This window comes from Allobosea sp. ASV33, from assembly GCF_016428755.1.
In the GTDB taxonomy this organism is placed as follows: Bacteria; Pseudomonadota; Alphaproteobacteria; order Rhizobiales; family Beijerinckiaceae; genus Allobosea.
In genome coordinates, this window is the sequence record NZ_JAELTI010000038.1 from 1 (window position 1) to 19244 (window position 19244).

General features: G+C 66.7%; 18 protein-coding genes. 11 read left to right on the top strand and 7 right to left on the bottom strand.

Going from position 1 to position 19244, the window contains the following annotated elements:
• On the top strand, positions 1-2104 hold a 2104-nt coding region (ligD, locus tag JHD80_RS13170), incomplete at its 5' end, for a DNA ligase D (RefSeq protein ID WP_199087901.1).
• Positions 2105-2164: 60 nt separating this feature from the next.
• Complete coding sequence (ku, locus tag JHD80_RS13175; protein WP_199087908.1) at positions 2165-2950, top strand: non-homologous end joining protein Ku; 786 nt, start codon at positions 2165-2167, stop codon at positions 2948-2950.
• Here the strand turns inward: ku (JHD80_RS13175) and ku (JHD80_RS13180) are convergent, their stop codons facing one another.
• Positions 2951-3787, bottom strand: a complete 837-nt coding sequence (gene ku, locus JHD80_RS13180) for a non-homologous end joining protein Ku (protein WP_199087915.1) — start codon at positions 3785-3787, stop codon at positions 2951-2953.
• A gap of 332 nt (positions 3788-4119) precedes the next feature.
• Here ku (JHD80_RS13180) and JHD80_RS13185 point away from each other — a divergent pair, with 332 nt between their 5' ends.
• The 4 genes from JHD80_RS13185 (at position 4120) to JHD80_RS13200 (ending at position 8156) form a co-directional block, all read left to right on the top strand.
• Positions 4120-4335 (top strand): hypothetical protein, encoded by a 216-nt coding sequence (locus JHD80_RS13185; RefSeq protein ID WP_199087917.1) that lies wholly within the window; start codon positions 4120-4122, stop codon positions 4333-4335.
• 216 nt (positions 4336-4551) lie between these two features.
• A complete protein-coding gene (locus JHD80_RS13190) occupies positions 4552-5019 on the top strand; it encodes a peptidase S14 (protein WP_248311539.1) in 468 nt (155 codons plus the stop codon).
• Between the two features lie 453 nt (positions 5020-5472).
• Positions 5473-6972 (top strand): M81 family metallopeptidase, encoded by a 1500-nt coding sequence (locus JHD80_RS13195; RefSeq protein WP_199087919.1) that lies wholly within the window; start codon positions 5473-5475, stop codon positions 6970-6972.
• A 23-nt stretch (positions 6973-6995) separates the two neighbouring features.
• Positions 6996-8156, top strand: coding sequence for a M20 aminoacylase family protein (locus JHD80_RS13200; protein WP_199087921.1), 1161 nt, complete (start codon positions 6996-6998; stop codon positions 8154-8156).
• A 60-nt stretch (positions 8157-8216) separates the two neighbouring features.
• Here the strand turns inward: JHD80_RS13200 and JHD80_RS29280 are convergent, their stop codons facing one another.
• A complete protein-coding gene (locus JHD80_RS29280; RefSeq protein ID WP_199087922.1) occupies positions 8217-9725 on the bottom strand; it encodes a M81 family metallopeptidase in 1509 nt (502 codons plus the stop codon).
• The gene (locus tag JHD80_RS13210) at positions 9722-11302 is read right to left on the bottom strand and encodes an ABC transporter substrate-binding protein (RefSeq protein ID WP_199087923.1); all 1581 of its coding nucleotides are present in this window, start codon (positions 11300-11302) and stop codon (positions 9722-9724) included. Before JHD80_RS13210 ends, JHD80_RS29280 begins: the two co-directional genes overlap by 4 nt.
• Positions 11303-11568: 266 nt before the next feature.
• Here JHD80_RS13210 and JHD80_RS13215 point away from each other — a divergent pair, with 266 nt between their 5' ends.
• The gene (locus JHD80_RS13215) at positions 11569-12450 is read left to right on the top strand and encodes a DMT family transporter (RefSeq protein WP_248311540.1); all 882 of its coding nucleotides are present in this window, start codon (positions 11569-11571) and stop codon (positions 12448-12450) included.
• A gap of 249 nt (positions 12451-12699) precedes the next feature.
• Positions 12700-12891, top strand: coding sequence for a hypothetical protein (locus JHD80_RS13220; protein ID WP_199087925.1), 192 nt, complete (start codon positions 12700-12702; stop codon positions 12889-12891).
• 15 nt (positions 12892-12906) lie between these two features.
• Here JHD80_RS13220 and trhA read toward each other — a convergent pair whose 3' ends face one another.
• Positions 12907-13575: a PAQR family membrane homeostasis protein TrhA gene (gene trhA / locus JHD80_RS13225; RefSeq protein ID WP_199087986.1), complete on the bottom strand. Its 669-nt coding sequence runs from the start codon at positions 13573-13575 to the stop codon at positions 12907-12909.
• Positions 13576-13750: 175 nt separating this feature from the next.
• Positions 13751-14983 (bottom strand): MFS transporter, encoded by a 1233-nt coding sequence (locus JHD80_RS13230; protein ID WP_199087926.1) that lies wholly within the window; start codon positions 14981-14983, stop codon positions 13751-13753.
• 376 nt (positions 14984-15359) lie between these two features.
• On the opposite strand from JHD80_RS13230, the gene JHD80_RS13235 reads away from it, so the two are divergent.
• The gene (locus tag JHD80_RS13235) at positions 15360-16073 is read left to right on the top strand and encodes an orotate phosphoribosyltransferase (RefSeq protein WP_199087927.1); all 714 of its coding nucleotides are present in this window, start codon (positions 15360-15362) and stop codon (positions 16071-16073) included.
• Between the two features lie 48 nt (positions 16074-16121).
• Complete coding sequence (locus tag JHD80_RS13240) at positions 16122-16712, top strand: TIGR00725 family protein (protein WP_199087928.1); 591 nt, start codon at positions 16122-16124, stop codon at positions 16710-16712.
• Positions 16713-16724: 12 nt separating this feature from the next.
• On the opposite strand, the gene JHD80_RS13245 is transcribed toward JHD80_RS13240, so the two are convergent.
• Positions 16725-17228, bottom strand: coding sequence for a MarR family winged helix-turn-helix transcriptional regulator (locus tag JHD80_RS13245; RefSeq protein WP_199087930.1), 504 nt, complete (start codon positions 17226-17228; stop codon positions 16725-16727).
• A gap of 45 nt (positions 17229-17273) precedes the next feature.
• On the opposite strand from JHD80_RS13245, the gene JHD80_RS13250 reads away from it, so the two are divergent.
• Positions 17274-18209, top strand: coding sequence for an alpha/beta fold hydrolase (locus JHD80_RS13250; RefSeq protein WP_199087932.1), 936 nt, complete (start codon positions 17274-17276; stop codon positions 18207-18209).
• On the opposite strand, the gene hemH is transcribed toward JHD80_RS13250, so the two are convergent.
• Positions 18166-19230, bottom strand: coding sequence for a ferrochelatase (gene hemH / locus JHD80_RS13255; RefSeq protein ID WP_199087934.1), 1065 nt, complete (start codon positions 19228-19230; stop codon positions 18166-18168). The two genes, JHD80_RS13250 and hemH, sit on opposite strands and share 44 nt — an antisense overlap.
• Positions 19231-19244: the final 14 nt, after the last annotated feature.

A 19244-nucleotide genomic window follows, 5' to 3' on the forward strand; every position in this document is an offset into this window, starting at 1 on the left:
CGTCCTCAAGGCTGACGCGTCGGTGGCCTCCGGCCGGACGTTGAAGGCCATCGCGGCGGGCCGCGGGCGCTCGCCCAAGCCCTTCCTGCTGGCCGAACAGGCCATCGACGCCGATGCGGTCTGGGACAGCAAGCAGGGCTTGGCGGCCCGGGAGCGCGCGGACAAGGCTGCGCCGACGAAGACCGCTCGCCGGTCCTCGACAGCTCGCGGCGCCTCCGCTGCGGCCGATCTGCCGGGCTTCGTCCCGCCGCAGCTCTGCCGGAGCGTCGAGCGGCCGCCGGCGGGCAGCGGCTGGATCCATGAGATCAAGTTCGACGGCTATCGCATCCAGGCGCGTGTTGCGGGCGGCAAGGTGACGCTGAAGACCCGCAAAGGCCTCGACTGGACGCAGCGCTTCGGGGCCGTCGCCAAGGCTTTCGAGGGCTTGCCGGATTGCATCATCGATGGCGAGATCGTCGCGCTCGATGACCATGGCGCGCCCGATTTCGCCGCGCTCCAGGCCGCGCTGTCCGAGGAGCAAACCGAAAACCTGGTCTTCTTCGCCTTTGACCTGCTTTTCCTCGACGGCGAGGATTGGCGCGAGCAGCCGCTGCTGTCCCGCAAGGAGCGACTGGAGGCGCTGCTGCACGAGGCGGCCGATGGCGTCACCCTGCGCTATGTCGAGCATTTCGAGACCGGCGGCGAGGCCGTGCTGAAATCCGCCTGCCGGCTCTCGCTCGAAGGCATCGTCTCGAAGCGGGGCGACGCGCCTTATATCTCCGGCCGCAGCGATAGCTGGAGCAAGGCTAAGTGCCGCGCCGGCCACGAGGTCGTCATCGGCGGCTGGGCGACCACCGGGGGAAATTTCCGCTCGCTGCTCGTCGGCGTCCATCGCGGCCCGCATTTCATCTATATCGGCCGGGTTGGCACCGGCTATGGCGCGGCCAAGGTCGGGAAGCTGCTGCCCCGCCTGAAGGAGCAGGAGGCCGAAGCCTCGCCCTTCACCGGCAAGGGCGCGCCGCAGCGCGCCGCAGGCGTCCATTGGGTCAAGCCCGTTCTCGTCGCCGAGATCCAATTCGCCGGCTGGACCGGCGACGGCATGGTCCGGCAGGCCGCCTTCAAGGGGTTGCGGGAGGACAAGCCTGCGGCAGAGGTCGAGACCGAATTGCCGACCCCGCCTGACGATGTCGCGCCGCCGAAGCCCACGCGGACTCGTGGCGGCCGGATCGATGTCCTGGGCGTGCCGCTGTCCAAGCCCGACAAGCCGCTCTGGCCGGATGCCGAAGATGGCAAGCCGGCTACCAAGCTCGACCTTGCCCGCTATTTCGAGGCCGTGGGGTCCTGGCTGCTGCCGCATATCAAGGGCCGGCCCTGCTCGCTGCTCCGGGCGCCCGACGGGATCGATGGTGAGGTCTTCTTTCAGCGCCATGCCGGCCTGGGCACATCGAGCCTGTTCGAGCTCGTGACGATATCCGGCGACAAGAAATCCTATCTCCAGATCGACCGGATCGAAGCGCTGATAGCGACCGCGCAGATCGGCGGGATCGAATTGCATCCCTGGAACTGCCGGCCTGGCGAGCCGGAGGTGCCGGGGCGATTGGTCTTCGACCTCGATCCGGGACCGGATGTTTCCTTCGACGCCGTGATCGCGGCCGCCAAGACGATGAAGGAGAGGCTGGACGCGCTCGGCCTCGTCAGCTTCTGCAAGACCACCGGCGGGAAGGGGCTCCATGTCGTGACGCCGCTGAAGAAACCCGGCCGCGGCGGCCCGGGCTGGGCGGAAGCCAAGGATTTCGCACGCAGCGTCTGCGCGGCGATCGCCGGGGACGAGCCCGAGCGCTATGTCGTCAACATGGCCAAGCGCCTGCGCAAGGGACGGATCTTCCTCGACTATCTCCGCAATGACCGCATGGCGACGGCGGTCTCGCCCTTGTCGCCGCGCGCAAGGCCCGGCGCGCATGTCTCGATGCCGCTGACCTGGCCGCAAGCGAAGGCGGGACTCGACCCGGCCCGCTACACCATCCGCACGGTTCCGAAGCTCCTCACGGCGAGCAAGGCCTGGGCGGATTATGATGAATCCGAGCGGCCTCTAGCCGATGCGATCAGGAAGCTCGGCCGCTCCTGACGGCTCGGCGGAACGCTTCGCACGACGATGCGTTTCGGGTGGGACCGGAGTGAAGTGCCCATGGCCCAGCGGACGTTCTGGAAAGGCTATCTCAAGCTCTCGCTCGTGACCTGCCCGGTCGCGATGATGCCGGCGCGCTCGGAAAGCGAGAAGGTCCGCTTCCACACGCTGAACCGCAAGACCGGGCACCGCATCCAGAGCCGCTTCGTCGATGCCGTCACCGGCAAGCCTGTCGTCGATGCCGACGAGGTGAAGGGCTATCCCAAGGGCGACGACGATTACGTCATGCTGGAAGATGACGAGCTCGACGCGGTCGCGCTGGAGAGCACGCGCACCATCGATATCGAGCTCTTCGCGCCGCGCTCCTCCGTCGGCTGGATCTGGTACGACACGCCGCATTATCTCGTGCCGGACGGCAAGATCGGCGACGAGGCCTTTTCCGTCATCCGCGAGGCGATGAAGGCGACCAAGACCGTCGGCATCTCCCGCGTCGTGCTCTACCGGCGCGAGCGGGCCGTGCTGCTGGAGCCGCGCGACAGGGGCATCGTGCTATGGACGCTGCGCTATGGCGACGAAGTCCGTGACGAGAAGGACTACTTCGCCGAGATCAAGAAGGCCAAGCCAGAGCCCGACATGCGTGCGCTGATGGAAAAGCTTATCGCGTCGCGCACCAAGGACTGGTCCCCGGACCTCGCTCAGGACCCGGTCCAGGACGAGCTTCTGGATCTCATCAGGGCCAAGCAGAAGGGCCGTAAGCCGGCCAGGAAGCCCGCGCCGGTCGAGAGCGAGGGCAATGTCGTCAGCATCATGGATGCGCTCAAGCGAAGCCTCGCACCGCGGAAATAGTCAGCCGGCCTTGCGCCGCGGTTCGGCCTTGCCGGCCGCCTTGCGCTTTCCGGCCGGCTTGTCGCCGGATGTCGCGCTCTGCCGGAGGGCGTCGAGCAGGTTGACAACCTTTGCCGGCTCGGTGCGCTTTGCCGGCTTGATCTTCCGCCCCTCGATCTTTGCCTTGACCAGCTCCGCCAAGGCGCTCTCGTAGCGGTCGTCGAACGCCTTGGGGTCGAAGCGGCCGGCCTTGGTGCGGATGATGTGCTCGGCGAGCTCCAGCATCTCGCCCTCGATCTTCAGCTTCGGGATATCGTCGAAGGCGCTCTCCGCGGGGCGGACCTCGTAGTCGAAATTGAGGGTCGTCGCGATCATGCCGGATTCGTGCGGCCGGATCAGGATCGAGCGCATCCGCCGGAAGATCGTCGCGCGCGCCAGGGCCGCGGTCTCACGGCTCGCCATGACGTCGCGGATCAGGCCGAAGGCCTCGGCGGCGACCGGCGTGCTCGGCGTCACGTAATAGGGCCGGTCGAAGAAGAGATCGTCAATCTCGTCGCAAGGCAGGAAGGTCGAGACGTCGAGGACCTTGTCGCTCTCCGGCGTGACATCGGCGATCTCCTCGGGCTCCAGCACGATGTAATCGCCGTCGCCGCGGTCATAGCCTTTGACCTGGTCGTCCTTCTCGACCGGTTTGCCGGTGACCTCGTCGACGAACTGGCGGTGGACGCGGTTGCCGGTCTTGCGGTTCAGCGTATGGAACGAGATGCGTTCGCTGGTCGAGGCGGCCGCGTAGAGCGCGACCGGGCATGTGACCTCGGCGATTTTGAAGACGCCCTTCCAGATCGCGCGCGGCGCCATGGTCGTTCCCCTGACTGTGCATCCTCGACGTCGGGGATCAACGAAGGACAGCGTGCGATCGTTCCCGCGACGAAGCCGCCGGTTTCGTGCCTGGTTGTCCCGTGCCGCCATTCGGGGGAGCATCTGGCCGGACACGGAGCTGGAATCGTCGCTCGCCGGGAGCAGAAGCACGGTGGGATCCCGAGCCATCGGACGACGCGTGAAGCCGAGCATCGCGCCGGCGCTGGGAGCGCTTCGACGATATCGCGGTCCCTACCGCCGGGGCCATTTTCAAACCGGACAGTTGTCATATGATGGCGCATGCATCGATGAGCCCCGGTAGGTTTGTCCCCATGCCCTTCTCGTCGCTCCAGAACCCCGTAGATCTCGCCCGTGCCCAAGCCGCGCTGGATGAAGTCTGGGCGCAGGTCAAGCCACTGATCGATGAGCCGGATCGTGAACGCGAGCGTACTCGCCTTTCCTATATCGTGGCGTCCCTGGTGAAGCTGGCGCTCGATGAGGAGGATCTGGTCGATCGTGCTTTGCGGCAATATCGGGCGCGTCGATAGCCCGCTGGACGGGGAACCAAGCACCCGGGCCCGCGTTCAGCCGCGAACATCCCCTTTGCCATTGCTGGACCAAGCATGAATTCGCACGCTATCGAGGTCAACGATGTCTCGAATGACCTTTTTCGCCCTCTGCAACCAAACGACTTCCTGAACCCCCCGATTTTGCTGGCGGGGGTCGTGGACCATATGATGTATGCCTTTTTTCGGGACCGCCTCATGAGCGCGCCACCCGAGGGCATCATCGTCATCGAGCTGAGCACGCTCGGAGGCGACCCCGAGGTCGCCCGCATGATGGGAGAGGATGTCCGCTTCCATAGCGAGCAGGAGCCGGGACGACGGTTCGTCTTTCTCGGCAAGACCGCGATCTACTCTGCCGGCGCCACCTTCATGAGCTTCTTTGCCCGCCCGAACCGCTATCTCACGCGCGGCACGAGGCTGATGGTGCATGAGCGCAAGATCCAGACGAACATCACCCTGGATGGCCCGTTGACGATGTGCATCGCCAATCTCAAGGCGAAGCTGAACGAGATCGAGCATTCGATCCAGATTCAGAACGAGGGGTTTCAGAACCTGATCTCCGGATCGTCGGTGACGATGGACCAGGTGCTCAAACTCGCACCCGAGAACTGGTATATCGAAGCCAACGAAGCCAAAAACCTCGGCCTCATCGAGGGTGTCATCTAACAACGCTCACTTTGGGGAAGCGGGTCCGTAGCTTTCCAACGGCGGCAGAAGCTCGGCGCCGACCCGCAGCGCTGCGGACAACAGGCTCGCCGGGACGATGACGTCGCTATCTAGGCACCATCTCACGTAAGTCACCGATCTGTTGGCTGCGCTCGCGAGCTGGGCTTCCACGTCATCGGCCGACAAGAAATGGCACAAAGCCTTGCTCATCTGCCGCCCGGTTGGAGGGCGAGAGCGCCATTGCCTGATCAATACGCCATGATCGGGTGTTGAGTGAAACATTGGAACGCTCCCGACGTGACCCGCAAAACGGATAACGCGGACGAGGGCGGAAGGTTTCTTTCCTCGTCGGCCGCACCGTCCCGCCATTTCCCGATGGCCGGGCCGGCGTTTTTGCGCCTTGGAGCCTGCCCGCGCCTGTGATTACCTCGGCGGCAGCCATGGGGAGAACGGATGCCGCGTCGCATCGCATTCGGCGGATTTCTGCACGAAACCAATACGTTCGCGCCGAGCAAGGCCGGGATGGAAGCGTTCCTGCAAGGTGGCGGCTGGCCGCCGCTGGCGCGCGGCGAGGCGATCCATGCGGCCGTGAAGGACGTCAATGTCGGCGCTGCCGGCTTCGTCGAGAACGCTCGTAGCCGGGATTGGGAGATCGTGCCGACGCTCTGGTGCGCTGCGAGCCCCTCCGCCCATGTCACGGCCGAGGCCTTCGAGGCGCTTGCCGATGAGCTGGTCGCGCGCATCGCCGCGGCGCTGCCGCTGGACGGCGTCTATCTCGATCTCCACGGCGCCATGGTCGCCGAGAACCATGACGATGGCGAAGGCGAATTGCTGCGACGGGTGCGCGCCGCGATCGGGCCGGATGTGCCGCTCGTTGCCAGCCTCGACCTGCATGGTAATGTCACGCCATCGATGATGGCGATGGCCGATGCGCTCGTCGCCTACCGCACCTATCCGCATGTCGACATGGCGCTGACCGGTAGCCGCGCGACCGACATATTGGCTGAGCTGATCGAGACGCGCGCCCGCCCGGCCAAGGCCTTCCGGCAGGTGCCCTATCTCATTCCCATCGCCTGGCAGGCGACCGCGATGGAGCCGTGCCGCACCATCTATGCCGATCTCTCCGCGCTCGAAGGCCCGGCGGTGCCGACGCTGTCCTTCCTGCCCGGTTTCCCGGCGGCGGATTTCCCCGATTGCGGCGCGACGGTGCTCGCCTATGGCGCGACGCAGGCCGATGCCGACGAGGCGGCCGATGCGGTCCTTGCCCGCGTCACGGCCAGCGAGGCCGCCTTCAAGGGCCGGGTCTTCTCGCCCGAGGAGGGTGTGGCGGAAGCGATGCGGCTCGCCGGAACCGCGACGAAGCCCATCGTCATTTCCGACACGCAGGACAATCCCGGCGCCGGCGGCGATTCCGACACGATGGGCATGGCCCATGCCCTGGTGCAGGGCGGCGCCAGGCGCGCCGCGATCGGTGTCATCGTCGACCCCGCTGCTGCTGCGGTTGCCCATGTCGCGGGCGAGGGCGCGACCATCGCGCTGTCGCTGGGCGCGAAATCCGGCATCCCCGGCGACCGGCCGCTGACCGGCGAATTTCTGGTCGAGAAGCTGTCGGACGGCCGCTTCGTCGCGCCGGGCCCCTTCTACGGGGGATCGCGGATCAATCTCGGGCCGAGCGCCTGCCTGCGTATCGGCGATGTCCGCATCGTCCTCGGCTCGCGCAAGGCGCAGATGGCCGATCAGGCGATGTATCGTCAGGTCGGCATCGAGCCGACCGAGCAGGCCATCCTCGTCAACAAGAGCTCGGTGCATTTCCGCGCCGATTTCGAGCCGATCGCGGCTGCGATCCTCGTCTGTGCCGCGCCGGGGCCGATGCCGGTCGATCCTGCCGCCTTGCCCTGGCGCAGGCTGCGGCCGGGCCTGCGGACCTCGCCGCTCGGCCAGCCTTTCGCCTGAACCATCCGATATCTGGAGCCGCCATGCCCGTTCTGCCTGAGATCCAGTCCTTCACGGACGAACTCGTCGCCATCCGTCGCGATCTCCATGCCCATCCCGAGATCGGCTTCGAGGAGGTCAGGACCTCCAATATCGTCGCGGAGAAGCTCGCCGCCTGGGGCATCGAGGTCCATCGCGGCATCGGCAAGACCGGGCTGGTCGGCATTCTCCACGGCACCGGCGGGCCCGGCCGGCGCATCGGCCTGCGGGCCGACATGGACGCATTGCCGATCCAGGAGATCACCAACCTGCCCTGGCGCTCGACCGTTGCCGGCAAGATGCATGCCTGCGGCCATGACGGGCACACCACCATGCTGCTCGGCGCCGCCCGCTATCTCTCGGAGAATCGCGGCTTCAAGGGCACGGCGGTCTTCGTCTTCCAGCCGGCCGAGGAAGGGCTTGGCGGGGCGCGCAGCATGATCGCCGAGAAGCTGTTCGAGCGTTTCCCCTGCGACGAGATCTACGGGCTGCACAACTCCCCCGATCTCGATCCCGGCCAGATCTCGATCTTCCCGGGACCTGCCATGGCCGGCGCCGATTTCTTCGACATCAAGATCACCGGCCGCGGCAGCCATGGCGCGATGCCGCATATGGGGCGCGACCCGATCGTGGTGGCGATGAGCCTCGCCAATGCGCTGCAGACCATCGTCAGCCGCAATGCCGATCCGCGCGAGGCCGCCGTGCTCTCGATCACGCAGATCCATGCCGGCTCGGCCTATAACGTCATTCCCGAGGAGGCGGTGCTCGCCGGCACGATCCGCACCTTCTCGCCGGAGATCGGCGCGCTCGTACGCGACCGCATGCGCGAGATCGCGGCCGGCACGGCGGCAAGCTTCGGCGTCACCATCGAGGTCGACATCCGCAACATCTTCAACGTGCTGGTCAATCACGAGGCCCAGACCGACGCCGTTGTCGCCGTCGCCGCCGAGATCGTTGGCAGCGAGGGCGTGCTGACCGATGGCAAGCCATTGATGGGCAGCGAGGATTTCGCCGACATGCTGCGCGTCGTGCCCGGCGCCTATGCGTGGGTCGGGCATGCCGGCACGGTACCGGTGCACAATCCAGCCTATGTCCTCGATGACGGCATCCTGCCGGTCGGCGCGAGCCTGTTGGCCCGGCTCGTCGAAACCCGCGCGGCTGCCTGAAAACGACCGCTGACGGCGCAACCTTCAGGCTGAGTCGGGTTTCCCGGCCAGTCTGTCGGTTCAGCCGCCGGGCGCGAAATTGGGGCTGCCATAGGGATAGTAGTCCTTGAGGGACAGGTTCTCGTAAGGCAGTGCGTCGAGATGGACCGTGCCCATGAAGGGCTCGGGCGGCTCGACGAGGATAATGGTCGGGGTGAAGCCGCTATCGTCGAAGCCGCGACGGAAATGGACGCGCGACTTGATCGCGATGACGTCGAACTCATCGGGCGCGAGGCCGAGCTGCCAAAGCTCCGAAGGCTCGATGATCTGGACGAGATAGGGGCTGAGCACCAGCAGGTTGCCCTTGCCGAATTCGACGCAGATCCAGTCCTTGCCATGGCCGCGCGCGGTTGTCGCCGGCCCGACCGAGCGCAGCGTGCCGGAGATGCGGACCGGTGCCCCCGCCGATTCATCGAAGAGGCCGCCGATCTCCGCATCGAAGGTATCGCCCGGCTTCGCGCCGGACTCGATCACGGAGCGAACCGCCTCGGGGGAGGCGATCGTCGCGATCAGCGTGCGTTCGAGCTTCTGCGCGACGATCTCCCGGAGGAGCCATGTCGCATAGCCGGAGCGGTCGCTGTAATCGGCGAGCAGGACGGGGCCCTTGCCTGCGGCGACCGCCTCGCGGGCGAGCGCGACCGCCTCCTTCGCCTTGTGGATCCTGACGGTGTCCAGCAGCGCCTGACGACGGCGCCAAGTCCATTCCGCCATGTCGCGGATGACGCGCTCGGCGAGATCGGGGTCGTCATTGGTCAGCACCTGCAGCGACATGCCGGCATCGGGAACGTCGGACCAGGGAAAGCCGAAGAAGACGTTGACGAAGACGTCGGGCTCGCGCGCCTCCCAGATCAGCGCGCGCTGGATCAGGTCGGACCAGGGCGAGGCGCCGGTCCACATCACCACGGTCGGCGCGATGATCGGAATGCGCAGGGTGCGATGCGCCGGCTTGAAGCTGCCGCGGATCGCCCGGACCAGCATACGCGCCGCGCGCTCGCCCTGCAGATGCATGTCGTAATGCGGGAAATACTTCACGCAGAACGCCATGTCGGCCTGTGCGAGGAAGGCTTCGTCCTCGTTGCCATGCGGATCGAAGGTCGCGGTGATGAAAGCTTTGTCGCCGACGACCTCGCGGACGCGCCGGGCGATGTCGGTCTCCGGCCGGGGCACGCCGCGCACCGCGAGCGCGCCATGGAGCGCGAGATAGACGCCGTCGAACTGCGGCTGCGCTTTCAACTCCGCGATCATGATGCCCATGAAATGCTCATAGGCATCCTCGGTGACCCAGCCCGACCCGGTTCCGGTGCGTGGCCAGAGCGGGGAGGTGATGCCGACGAGCTCGACATCGGCGAACTCACGGGCCACCTGCACGAAGCCGCCCATATAGCCCTTCGGGTCGGTGGCGAGCAGCGCTTCGCCCGATGCCGGGGAGCCCGGATAGATGAAATCCTCCCGCGTCGTGTCGTTGGGGAGGAACGTCACCGTCTCATGCGCGAACTGGAGAACGGCGATCCGAAGCTTGGACTGTGTCACAGCGGCCTGACGTCGTAGAATTGGGCGAAACCGATCCGCATGCCCGCGATCCCGCGATAGGCCGTCTTCTCGTAGTAGGCGCCGAGCGGGATATAGGGCACGTCGATGAAGAACTGTTTCTGGATCTCGGCGCAGATCGCCTTCTGGGAGGCGAGATCCTTGGCGGCGAACCAGTCGAGCCGGAGCTCCTCGAGGCGCGGCGATTTCGGCCAGCCGAACCAGGCCTGGTCGCCATTGCCGCGGATGCCGAGTTGGCTCGCGGGATCGAAATTATTGGTGCCGTTCAGATAGGTGAAGAAGATGCTCCAGCCGCCCTTGTCGACCGGCTGGCGGCTGGCGCGGCGCTGGACGACCGTGCCCCAGTCGGTCGAGACCAGCTCGACATTCACCCCGGATTTCTGCAGGGCATCGGCTGCCACGGCGGCGAGCGCATGGGTCGAGGGATAATCGGTCGGGTCGAGCAGCACGACGCGCTCGCCCTTGTAGCCCGCCGCTTCCAGGGCGCGCTTGACGGCGGCGAAATCGCGCTTGCCGACGAGGACCTCGGTGCCCGCCGTCGTCGCCATCGGCGTGTCCGGGCTGAAGACGCCGACATGATCCTTCCAGAGCGAGCGCTCGTCGCCGGCGACCGCCGTCATGCACTCGGCCTGGTCGATGGCGCCGAGCAGCGCCCGCCGGATCGCCGGATTGTCGAAGGGCGGATGCAGCGCGTTGAAGCGCAGGCAGCCGATGCCGCCGGCCGGGTCCAGCCCCTCCAGCTTGAGGCCCGAGCGACCTTTGAGCGTGCCTTGCAGGTCGGGCGTCGGGTTCTGCCACCAGTCGACCTCGCCATTGGCGAGCGCGTTGGCCGCCGTCTGCGGGTCGGGAATGATGCGCCATTCGATGCGGTCGAAATGAACCTGCTTCGGGCCCGCGGTGAAGGTGGCCGAGCCATCCGCACGCGGAACATAGTCGGCGAAGCGTTCATAGACGGTCAAGGCGCCCGGGATGCGTTCGTCGGCCTTGAAGCGGAACGGCCCGCTGCCGATCATCTCGGTGACCTGCTTGTTCGGGTCGGTGACGGCGAAGCGCTCCGGCATGATGCAGGGCATCGAGGTGCCGGTCTTGCCGAGCGCGGCCGGCAGCAGCGGGAAGGGACGTTTCAGCCGGAACTTCAGGACGCGGTCGGATTCGACCGAGAGCTCGTCCGTCGCGTCCATCAGGGCCCGGCCGAAGGCATCGCGCGCGGCGAAACGGCGAATGCTCGGCACCACGTCCTGCGCCCGCACCGGCTCGCCGTCGTGGAAACGCAGACCTGCGCGCAGCGTCAATCGCCAGGTCTTGCCGTCGTCCTCGACCGTATGGCCGGCGACCATCTGGGGCTCGAAACCGTAAGCGGCGTTCTGGCCGTAGAGCGTGTCGAAGACGAGGTAGCCGTGATTGCGGGTCACCGTCGCCGTCGTCCAGACGGGATCGACGATGGCGACATCGGATTCCGGAATGAATTTCAGCACCTTCGCGCGCTGCGCGAGAGCCGGCCTGGCCAGCGCGGAGACCGCGGCGCCTGCCGTTACACCCAGGAACGTTCGACGCTTCATGCCGTGAACCCTCGTTCGAGGTGATGGAAAAGCCGCACAGGCCGCGTCGCTGCAAATCCGATGCCGCGATCCTAGGATGCGGGAAACGGCTGATGCAAGCAGCCCGGCTCCGCTTTGGATGCAGGATCGACCCTTCGCCAGTGGGAAGCGGCCTTCCCGGCCAAGCCGGCATGTTCCTGCCAGCATCTCGCTATTCGCGGAGCGATATTCCGCCTTGTGCCCCGATATGCGAGCGGTGCTGCCCGATCCTGCCATGCGTGCGACCTTTGACCAGCGAAACCTCGTCCCCCACCGCCCATTCCCGCGGCGTCCTGCTCGTCTTCGCCGCGACCGTGGCGTGGAGCGCCAGCGGCATCTATGCGCGCCTGCTGACGACGGATGCCTGGACCGCCGTCGCCTGGCGCGCGCTGTTCGCCGCGATTTTCCTGATCGTTCCGATGGCCATGTTCGGCGGCGCAGGGACGCGCCGAGCCTGGAAGAAGGCGTTCGGACCCACCGGATTGGCTCTGATCGCGTTCCAGACGATCAGCCAGGCCGCCTTCATAGGCGCGTACTACACGACCAGCGTGGCCAATGTCGCCGTCATCTACGCGACCGCGCCCTTCGTCGCCGCCGTGCTGGGCTGGCTGATCCTGAAGGAGCGCATCGTCCTGCGCACGATGGTGGCCGGGCTCGCCTGCCTCATCGGCGTCGGGATCATCATCTCGGCCTCGCTGGGAGCGGGGCGGATCGTCGGCGACCTGCTCGCCCTGCTGATGACCGTGACCTTCGCCTTCGTCATCGTCATCCCGCGGCTGGATCCGGACCTGCCCGCGATGCCGCCGATCTTCATCAGCGCGGTGCTCACCTTCCTGCTCTTCGCGCCGTTCGGTTCATGGGGCTCGCTCGACGCGCATAACCTGATGGTTCTGGCCGCCTTCGGAGCGACCAATTTCTCGATTGCGCTGGTGCTGTTCATCATCGGCGCGCGGCATCTGCCGCCAGCCGAGTCGGCCCTGATCGGCACCACCGAAGTCGTCATGACCCCCGTCTGGGTCTGGATTCTCTTCGCGGAGCGGCCGCCCGTCGCGACGGTCGTCGGCGGAGCGGTGATCCTCGCCGCGGTGATCTGGTACACGATCTCCGAGCTGCTACGCGGCAAAGCGTAGCGCTGAGCTATTGGGAAGGCGGCTGCGCGCGAAGGCGCAACCAGCCGAACATTAAACGAACACATTTCGTGGTCATATCGGCGATGTCGGCCTGAGGGGCCGGCCTGCTCGCCGGTTGATTTCACGACGCGAGCTTTCCCCAATCGTCACAGATTGAACGCCGCACAAGAAGCGGCTCCGCGTCGGTCGCATCGCGATCGGCGATTGTCTCTACGCCGTAGGGCTCGAAGCCCCGGCAACTGGAACTTCATGCATCACCAAGCTCAACTGAACACCACCACCCACTATGCCCGCCCGAAGGGCACGCCTTCCCGGCGCAAGCCCGTTTTCAAGCTGCAATCCCCCTCATCGCGTCCCAGCGCTCCCGCGAATTGGAAGCCCGAGGCCAGCGGGCTTACGCGCGAGGAACTGCGCGAGATCGTCGAAGAGATCCTGGGCTGAACCGATCGCCGCGGATCAAGCCGTCGGCGCGATCGCATAAGCCCGGAACACCGCTCCATAGAAGCAGCCGGACGCCACCAGGACGAAGCCGTGCCAGATCGCATTCTGGAACGGCAGGCTTTCCCAGACGTGGAAAATGACGCCGATCGAATAGAGCACGCCGCCTGCGACGATCAGCCAGAGGGTGGTCGCCGGCAGGAGGCTGACGCTTTCCCAGATCAAAAGGCCGCTCCATCCGATCAGCAGATAGAGCGCGATCGACAGACGGTCGAACCGGCCGGGCAACGCCACCTTGATGACGATGCCGGCCGCCGCCGCGAGCCACACCACGACGAGAAGGATCTGGGCGAAGATGCTTCCGCCCAGCTTCATCAGGAAGGGGGTGTAGGTGCCGGCGATGAGCACATAGATCGCCGAATGGTCGAAGCGCCGGATGAACCATTTGCGCGGCGAGACCGGCCACATGTTGTAGGTGGCGGAGACGATCAGGACGGCCAGGAGCGCGGCGCCGTAGATTGAGACCGGGATCAGGTCGAAAGGCGGGGCGATGCTCGCCACCTGGACGATCAGGGCCGCGACGGCCCCCAATCCCAGCGCGACGCCGAGGACATGGATGACGCCGTCAGCCCAGAGCTCGGCGCGTCTGAAGACGAAGCGTCCTACGGCGGGAACGTTCACGGCAATTCCTGATCCACGAGCATTTCGAACCAGTTTGGCACCTAGCGGGAGCCTGTGTCATCTCGATGTCGTTGGCTGCGCCCGGCCATTATGCCGCAGCCGTCGGCCGCAGCTTTCATAAAGCAAGAGGGCGCCGTATGGCGCCCTCTTGCTTTATGCCTCGGGCTTTCGCTTTGCCCGATCACTGCAATTCGACGCCGCGCTTCTCGGGGATGAGGAGCCACATGGCGACGAGGTCGAGGACGTAGAGGGCAGCGAGCAGAGCGATGGCGGTCTCGAAGCCATGGCTAGCCGCGATTGCGCCGACCACGACCGGGCCGAAGCCGCCGACGCCGCGCCCGATATTGAACAGCACGTTCTGGGCGGTGGCGCGGGCCGCGGTCGGGAAGAGCTCGCTGATCAGGGCGCCATAGCCGCCGAGCATGCCGTTGACGAAGAAGCCCATCACCGCGCCGGCGACGAGCAACTGGAACGGGTCGGTCAGGCGCGAATAGACCAGGACCATCACGGCGGCGCCGATCATGTAGCCGAAGAAGGCCGGGCGCCGGCCGATGCGGTCTGCGATATGGCCGAAGGCGAAGATGCCGAGCGCCATGCCGCCAATGGTCACCGCCGTCCAGATCGCCGATTGGGTCAACTGGAAGCCGAACCGCGTGGCGAGGTAGTTCGGCAGCCAGATCATCACGCCGTAATAGCCGAAGTTCTGGACCGAGCAGAGGATGACCATGCCGAGGCTCAGCTTGGCGGTCTCGCCGTCCTTGACGAGCAGGCGCAGCGCCGATTGCTTCGGCCGCTCCTTGGAGCGGGCGACGAAGACCTCGGGCTCGTGCAGGGAGTGGCGGATGAAATAGGCCGCAACCGCCGGCAGGATGCCGATGGCGAACATGCCGCGCCAGCCGATCGAGGGCAGCAGCAGCGGGGTTGCGAGCGCCGCCGCCAGCACGCCGACCTGCCAGCCGAGCCCGACATAGGAGGAGGCGCGCGCCCGCTTCGAGGCCGGCCAGGCCTCGGCGACCAGCGCCATGCCGATGCCGAACTCGCCGCCGAGGCCGAGGCCGGCGATGGTGCGGTAGATCAGCAGGTCCCAGTAGCCCTGCGCCAGGGCGCACATCCCGGTGAAGACTGCGAAGAGCACGATCGTCCAGGTCAGCACGCGGACACGTCCGATGCGGTCCGACAGCATGCCGAAGCCGATGCCGCCGAGCACGGCGCCAACCAGCGTCGCGGTGACGAGCGAGGCGGCCTGGGCCTGGCTGAGCTGGAGATCGGCCGAGATCGCACGCAGCATGAAGCCGAGGATCAGCAGATCGAACCCGTCCATTGCATAGCCGATCGCCGCGCCCCACAGGGCCTTGCGCGCCTTGTCGTCCACTTCGGTGGGTGCCGCGGCGGCTGCCGCCTGGAGATCGCTCATGATGAAGGCCCCTTGCTGCTGCTCCGGCCAAGCCCCGCGGAGCGGCGATGCCGATACGGCACGCCCGAATTCGGATCATTCGGCATCTCATGCAGCCTGAGCCGGCGCAATGATCGCCGGCGGCCGAGCCTGTGGATGTCGTGGGAAACGAAGCGACGGTCGTTTTTCGGCAACGCTGTGGGTATCCGCCGGTCCCGGCGGCCGTCGGAGGGCCATGAGGGCCGGAACACGTCCGCCGGCCCCGCGAAAATCGCTCCGCGGAGGGATTGACCTGCCGGGAAAGCGCGATCAGAAGGGGCCGTTTGCCATTTCGACCAGCCCCAGAGCCCTTGCCGTTCCCGGCGAGCGGCGTCGCTCAGCCCGGAGACACCGCGCCATGTCCAACCTGTTCACCCCCACCGACAGGGCCGAGATCGCGCGCGAAGCGGCCAAGATGCTGCTCGAAATCAAGGCCGTGCATTTCTACAGCGACAAGCCCTTCTTCTTCACCTCGGGCTGGGCGAGCCCGGTCTATATCGACTGCCGCAAGATCATCTCCTATCCGCGCCTGCGCTCGACGCTGATCGATTTCGCGGCGACGACGATCGTGCGCGATATCGGTTACGAGTCGCTCGATATCATCGCCGGCGGCGAGACCGCGGGCATTCCCTTCGCCGCCTGGATTTCGGACCGCCTGTCGCTGCCGATGCAATATGTCCGCAAGAAGCCGAAAGGCTTCGGCCGCAATGCCCAGATCGAGGGCTCGGTCGTCGAGGGTGCGCGCACGCTGCTGGTCGAGGACCTCGCCACGGATGGCCGCAGCAAGGTCAATTTCGCCGAGGCGCTGCGCAATGCCGGCGCCGACGTGCAGCATTGCTTCGTGCTGTTCTACTACGACATCTTCCCGAAGAGCCGCGAGTTGATGACCGAGATCGGCATCAACCTGCACTATCTCACGACCTGGTGGGACGTGCTCGCCGTCGCCAAGGATAGCGGCCATTTCGAGCCGAAGATCCTGGCCGAGGTCGAGAGCTTCCTCAACGATCCCGCGACCTGGTCGGCCAAGCATGGCGGCATCTCCGCCTTCGGCGAGGAAAAGAAACCGGCCTGAGCCATGGCGTCCGACCTGCAGCTGCGACTCGATAGCGGGAACGGGCGGTTGCATGACGGGCACGGCCGGATCTTCGATCCGGCTGCACGGCGCTGGACCCGGACGGCGCTGGCCGCGTGGGGAGAGCCCGTCCCGCCCCGGCGTGCCCTCGACTGGCTCCAGCGCGACAGCGGGACACCGCTACGCGCGCCCGTCGCCGTGATCGGGACGCGGACGCCGACGGCGGCGCAGGTCGCCGCGGCCGTGGCGATGGGGCGCCTGCTCGCCGAGCACAAGGTCACCGTGCTCTGCGGTGGTCGCTCAGGCGTGATGGAAGAGGTCTGCCGCGGCGTGGCGGAGGCCGGTGGGCTATCGATCGGCCTGCTGCCGGATGACGAGCCCGAGGCGGCCAATCCTTATGTCACCGTGCCGCTCGCGACCGGCATCGGCGTCGCCCGCAACGCCTTGATCGCCCGGGCCGCCTGCTGCCTCGTCGCGATCGGCGGCGGCTACGGCACCTTGTCCGAGATCGCCTTCGCCCTGCAGTTCAAGCGGCCGGTCTTTCTGCTGGAAGGGGCGCCGGCGGTGGATGGCGGGCGGGTCTGTTCCGATGCGGAAGCAGCGCTCGATGCGGTGGCGCGGGTGATCCTGGCGCTCTGACCCTGCCTGGTTTCAGGGTTTGTCGGCGCGGCCCGGCGCCGCGTTGCCGCGCGCCTCGAGCGCCTTGCCGACGCGGCGCATCGCCTCGCCGGCGGCGTTGCACTCGTCGTCGCTTAGCACCTGCATCATCGCCTCGATCTCGGCGACATGGACCGCCATCGCCTTGCGGGTCAGCGCCTCGCCCGCAGGCGTGAGCCAGAGGCGGCGCAGACGCTTGTCCGCCTCGTCGTTGCGGCGCTCGATCAGGCCGCGCTTTTCCAGCACCGGCAGCAGCATGCTCATCGCGCTGCGCCCGACCAGCAGCTTCTCGGCCAAGGCCTGCTGCGAGAGGCCGGGGACGTGGAAGATATTGGCGAGCACGTCGTAATGGGCAAGCTGGATGTCGAGCGGCGCCAGCGCCTCGCTGAAGACCTTCTCCCAAAGGTTATGAGCGCGGGCGACGGCAATCCAGTTGCGGAAACGCGGCAACTCCCAGGGTAGGGTCTGCGTCTCGGAAGGCTCTTGCTTTTTGTTCATAGCTGAACATAATAGTTCAGCGTTGAACAAAATCGGATCTTCGCCATGAGCGCTTCCGCCCTCCGTTACATGCGCCCGCTCGTCCGGGCGGCGAGCTTCATGGCTCCACGCACGGCCGGCCGGCTGGCCTTCCGCCTCTTCTGTACCCCGCCGCGGCCGGCAAAGCGAAACGGAAACGGCGGCGCTGGGGAACAGGCGCTGCCGGCACGCTTGCGCCAGGCGAGCCCGCGGGCGATCCCGTTCCCTTGCGGGAGCGTGCAGGCCTATGTCTTCGAGCCTGAGGAGCGGGCGCCGACCCGCACGGTGCTGCTGGTCCATGGCTGGACGGGGGATGCCGCCTCGATGACCGGTTTCGTCGAGCCGCTTCTGGCGGCGGGTTTCCGGGTCGTCGCCTTCGACCTGCCCGGCCATGGCGCCTCGACCGGGCGAGAGCTCAATATCCCGCTCGGCGTCGCGAGCCTTGCTGCGGTGGCGCGGGTGTTCGGGCCGTTCCACGCGATCGTCACGCATTCCTTCGGCGGGGCGATCACGCTGGCCGCGCTGGCGGGTTCGGTCAGGGGCCAGCCGGTGGTGAGCGCTGACAGGCTCGTGCTGATCTCGGCGCCGTCCTCGATCACCGGGATTACGCGGCAGTTCGGCAACGCGATCGGACTTGGCCGGCGCGGGCAGGCGGCGCTGGAGCGGCGCATCCACGTCGTCGCCGGCAACCCGGTCGAGGCTTTCGAAGGGCCGCTCCAGCTGAAGACGATCGGATTGCCGACGCTGGTGATCCATGACCGGCAGGACCGCGAGCTCGGGTTCCAGCACGCTGAGGCACTGGCCGAGGGCGGCCCGTTCGTCCAGCTCGAGGCGACGGACGGGCTGGGCCACCGCCGCATCCTGAAGGCGCGGCCGGTGGCCGAAAGCGTGGCGCGCTTCGTCGCTGGCGAGCGCCAGCTTAGAGCCAGCCCATCAATTCGCGCTGAACGACCTCGGCGATGACGTCGATGCCTTCGCGGGAATCGTTGAGGCACGGCAGGTAGGCGAACCTTTCGCCGCCATTGTGCAGGAAGATCTCGCGGTTCTCGCCATCGAGCTCTTCCAGCGTCTCCAGGCAGTCGGCCGAGAAGCCGGGCGCGACGATGGCCATCGATTTCTTGCCGGCCTGGGCCAGCGCCTTCACCGTCTCGTCGGTATAGGGCTGGAGCCATTCGTCCGGGCCGAAGCGCGACTGGAAGGTCAGCGGGAACTGCGCCTCGGTCAGCCCGAGCTCGGCGCGCAGCAGGCGCCAGGTCTTGGCGCATTGGCAGTAATAGGGGTCGCCCTTCAGCAGGTATTCCTTCGGCATCCCGTGGAAGGAGCAGAGGATCACCTCCGGCTCGAAATCGAGCTTGGCCAGCGAAGCGCGCATCGAGCGCGCGAGCGCGCCGATATAGACGGGGTCGTCGTGATAGGGCGGGGCGACGCGCACCGAAGGCTGCCAGCGCATCTGCATCAGGGCCCGAAAAGCCTGGTCGCAAGCGGTGGCCGAGGTCGGCGCGGCATATTGCGGATAGAGCGGCACCAGCAGGATGCGGTCGCAGCCCTGGTCGAGCAGCGCCTTCAAGCGGCTCTTCACATCGGGGAAGCCGTAGCGCATCGCCCAGTCGAAGACGACGCGTTCGCCGGAAAGCGGCTTCAGGCGCTCGGCGAGCTGCTCGGTCTGAGAGCGGGTGATCGTCTTGAGCGGGCCTTCGTTGCGCTCGTTGTTCCAGATCGAGGCGTAGTCCTTGCCCTTCCGGCCGGGGCGGATCGAGAGGATGATCAGGTTGAGGATCGGCCACCATTTCCAGCGGGGTTCCTCGATGACGCGGCGGTCGGAGAGGAACTCCTTGAGATAGGCGCGCATCGGCCAATAACCGGTGCCTTCGGGCGTGCCGAGATTCATCAGCAGGACGCCGATGCGCCCGTAGCGAACCTTGGGATGGTCGGGGGGCAGGGAAGCGGCCTCGCGGCCGGGTGCCGTGGCGATGTCAGCAGTCATGAGCGCATGCTCTC

What these genes read in the sequence shown, in the direction of transcription:
- JHD80_RS13230 (WP_199087926.1), bottom strand. Translation starts at nt 14,983, where the DNA reads ATGAGCGATCTCCAGGCGGCAGCCGCCGCGGCACCCACCGAAGTGGAC.
- hemH (WP_199087934.1), bottom strand. Translation starts at nt 19,230, where the DNA reads ATGACTGCTGACATCGCCACGGCACCCGGCCGCGAGGCCGCTTCCCTG.
- JHD80_RS13200 (WP_199087921.1), top strand. Translation starts at nt 6,996, where the DNA reads ATGCCCGTTCTGCCTGAGATCCAGTCCTTCACGGACGAACTCGTCGCC.
- ku (WP_199087915.1), bottom strand. Translation starts at nt 3,787, where the DNA reads ATGGCGCCGCGCGCGATCTGGAAGGGCGTCTTCAAAATCGCCGAGGTC.
- ku (WP_199087908.1), top strand. Translation starts at nt 2,165, where the DNA reads ATGGCCCAGCGGACGTTCTGGAAAGGCTATCTCAAGCTCTCGCTCGTG.
- JHD80_RS13210 (WP_199087923.1), bottom strand. Translation starts at nt 11,302, where the DNA reads ATGAAGCGTCGAACGTTCCTGGGTGTAACGGCAGGCGCCGCGGTCTCC.
- JHD80_RS13190 (WP_248311539.1), top strand. Translation starts at nt 4,552, where the DNA reads ATGAGCGCGCCACCCGAGGGCATCATCGTCATCGAGCTGAGCACGCTC.
- JHD80_RS13195 (WP_199087919.1), top strand. Translation starts at nt 5,473, where the DNA reads ATGCCGCGTCGCATCGCATTCGGCGGATTTCTGCACGAAACCAATACG.
- JHD80_RS13235 (WP_199087927.1), top strand. Translation starts at nt 15,360, where the DNA reads ATGTCCAACCTGTTCACCCCCACCGACAGGGCCGAGATCGCGCGCGAA.
- JHD80_RS13245 (WP_199087930.1), bottom strand. Translation starts at nt 17,228, where the DNA reads ATGAACAAAAAGCAAGAGCCTTCCGAGACGCAGACCCTACCCTGGGAG.
- JHD80_RS13250 (WP_199087932.1), top strand. Translation starts at nt 17,274, where the DNA reads ATGAGCGCTTCCGCCCTCCGTTACATGCGCCCGCTCGTCCGGGCGGCG.
- JHD80_RS13185 (WP_199087917.1), top strand. Translation starts at nt 4,120, where the DNA reads ATGCCCTTCTCGTCGCTCCAGAACCCCGTAGATCTCGCCCGTGCCCAA.
- JHD80_RS13220 (WP_199087925.1), top strand. Translation starts at nt 12,700, where the DNA reads ATGCATCACCAAGCTCAACTGAACACCACCACCCACTATGCCCGCCCG.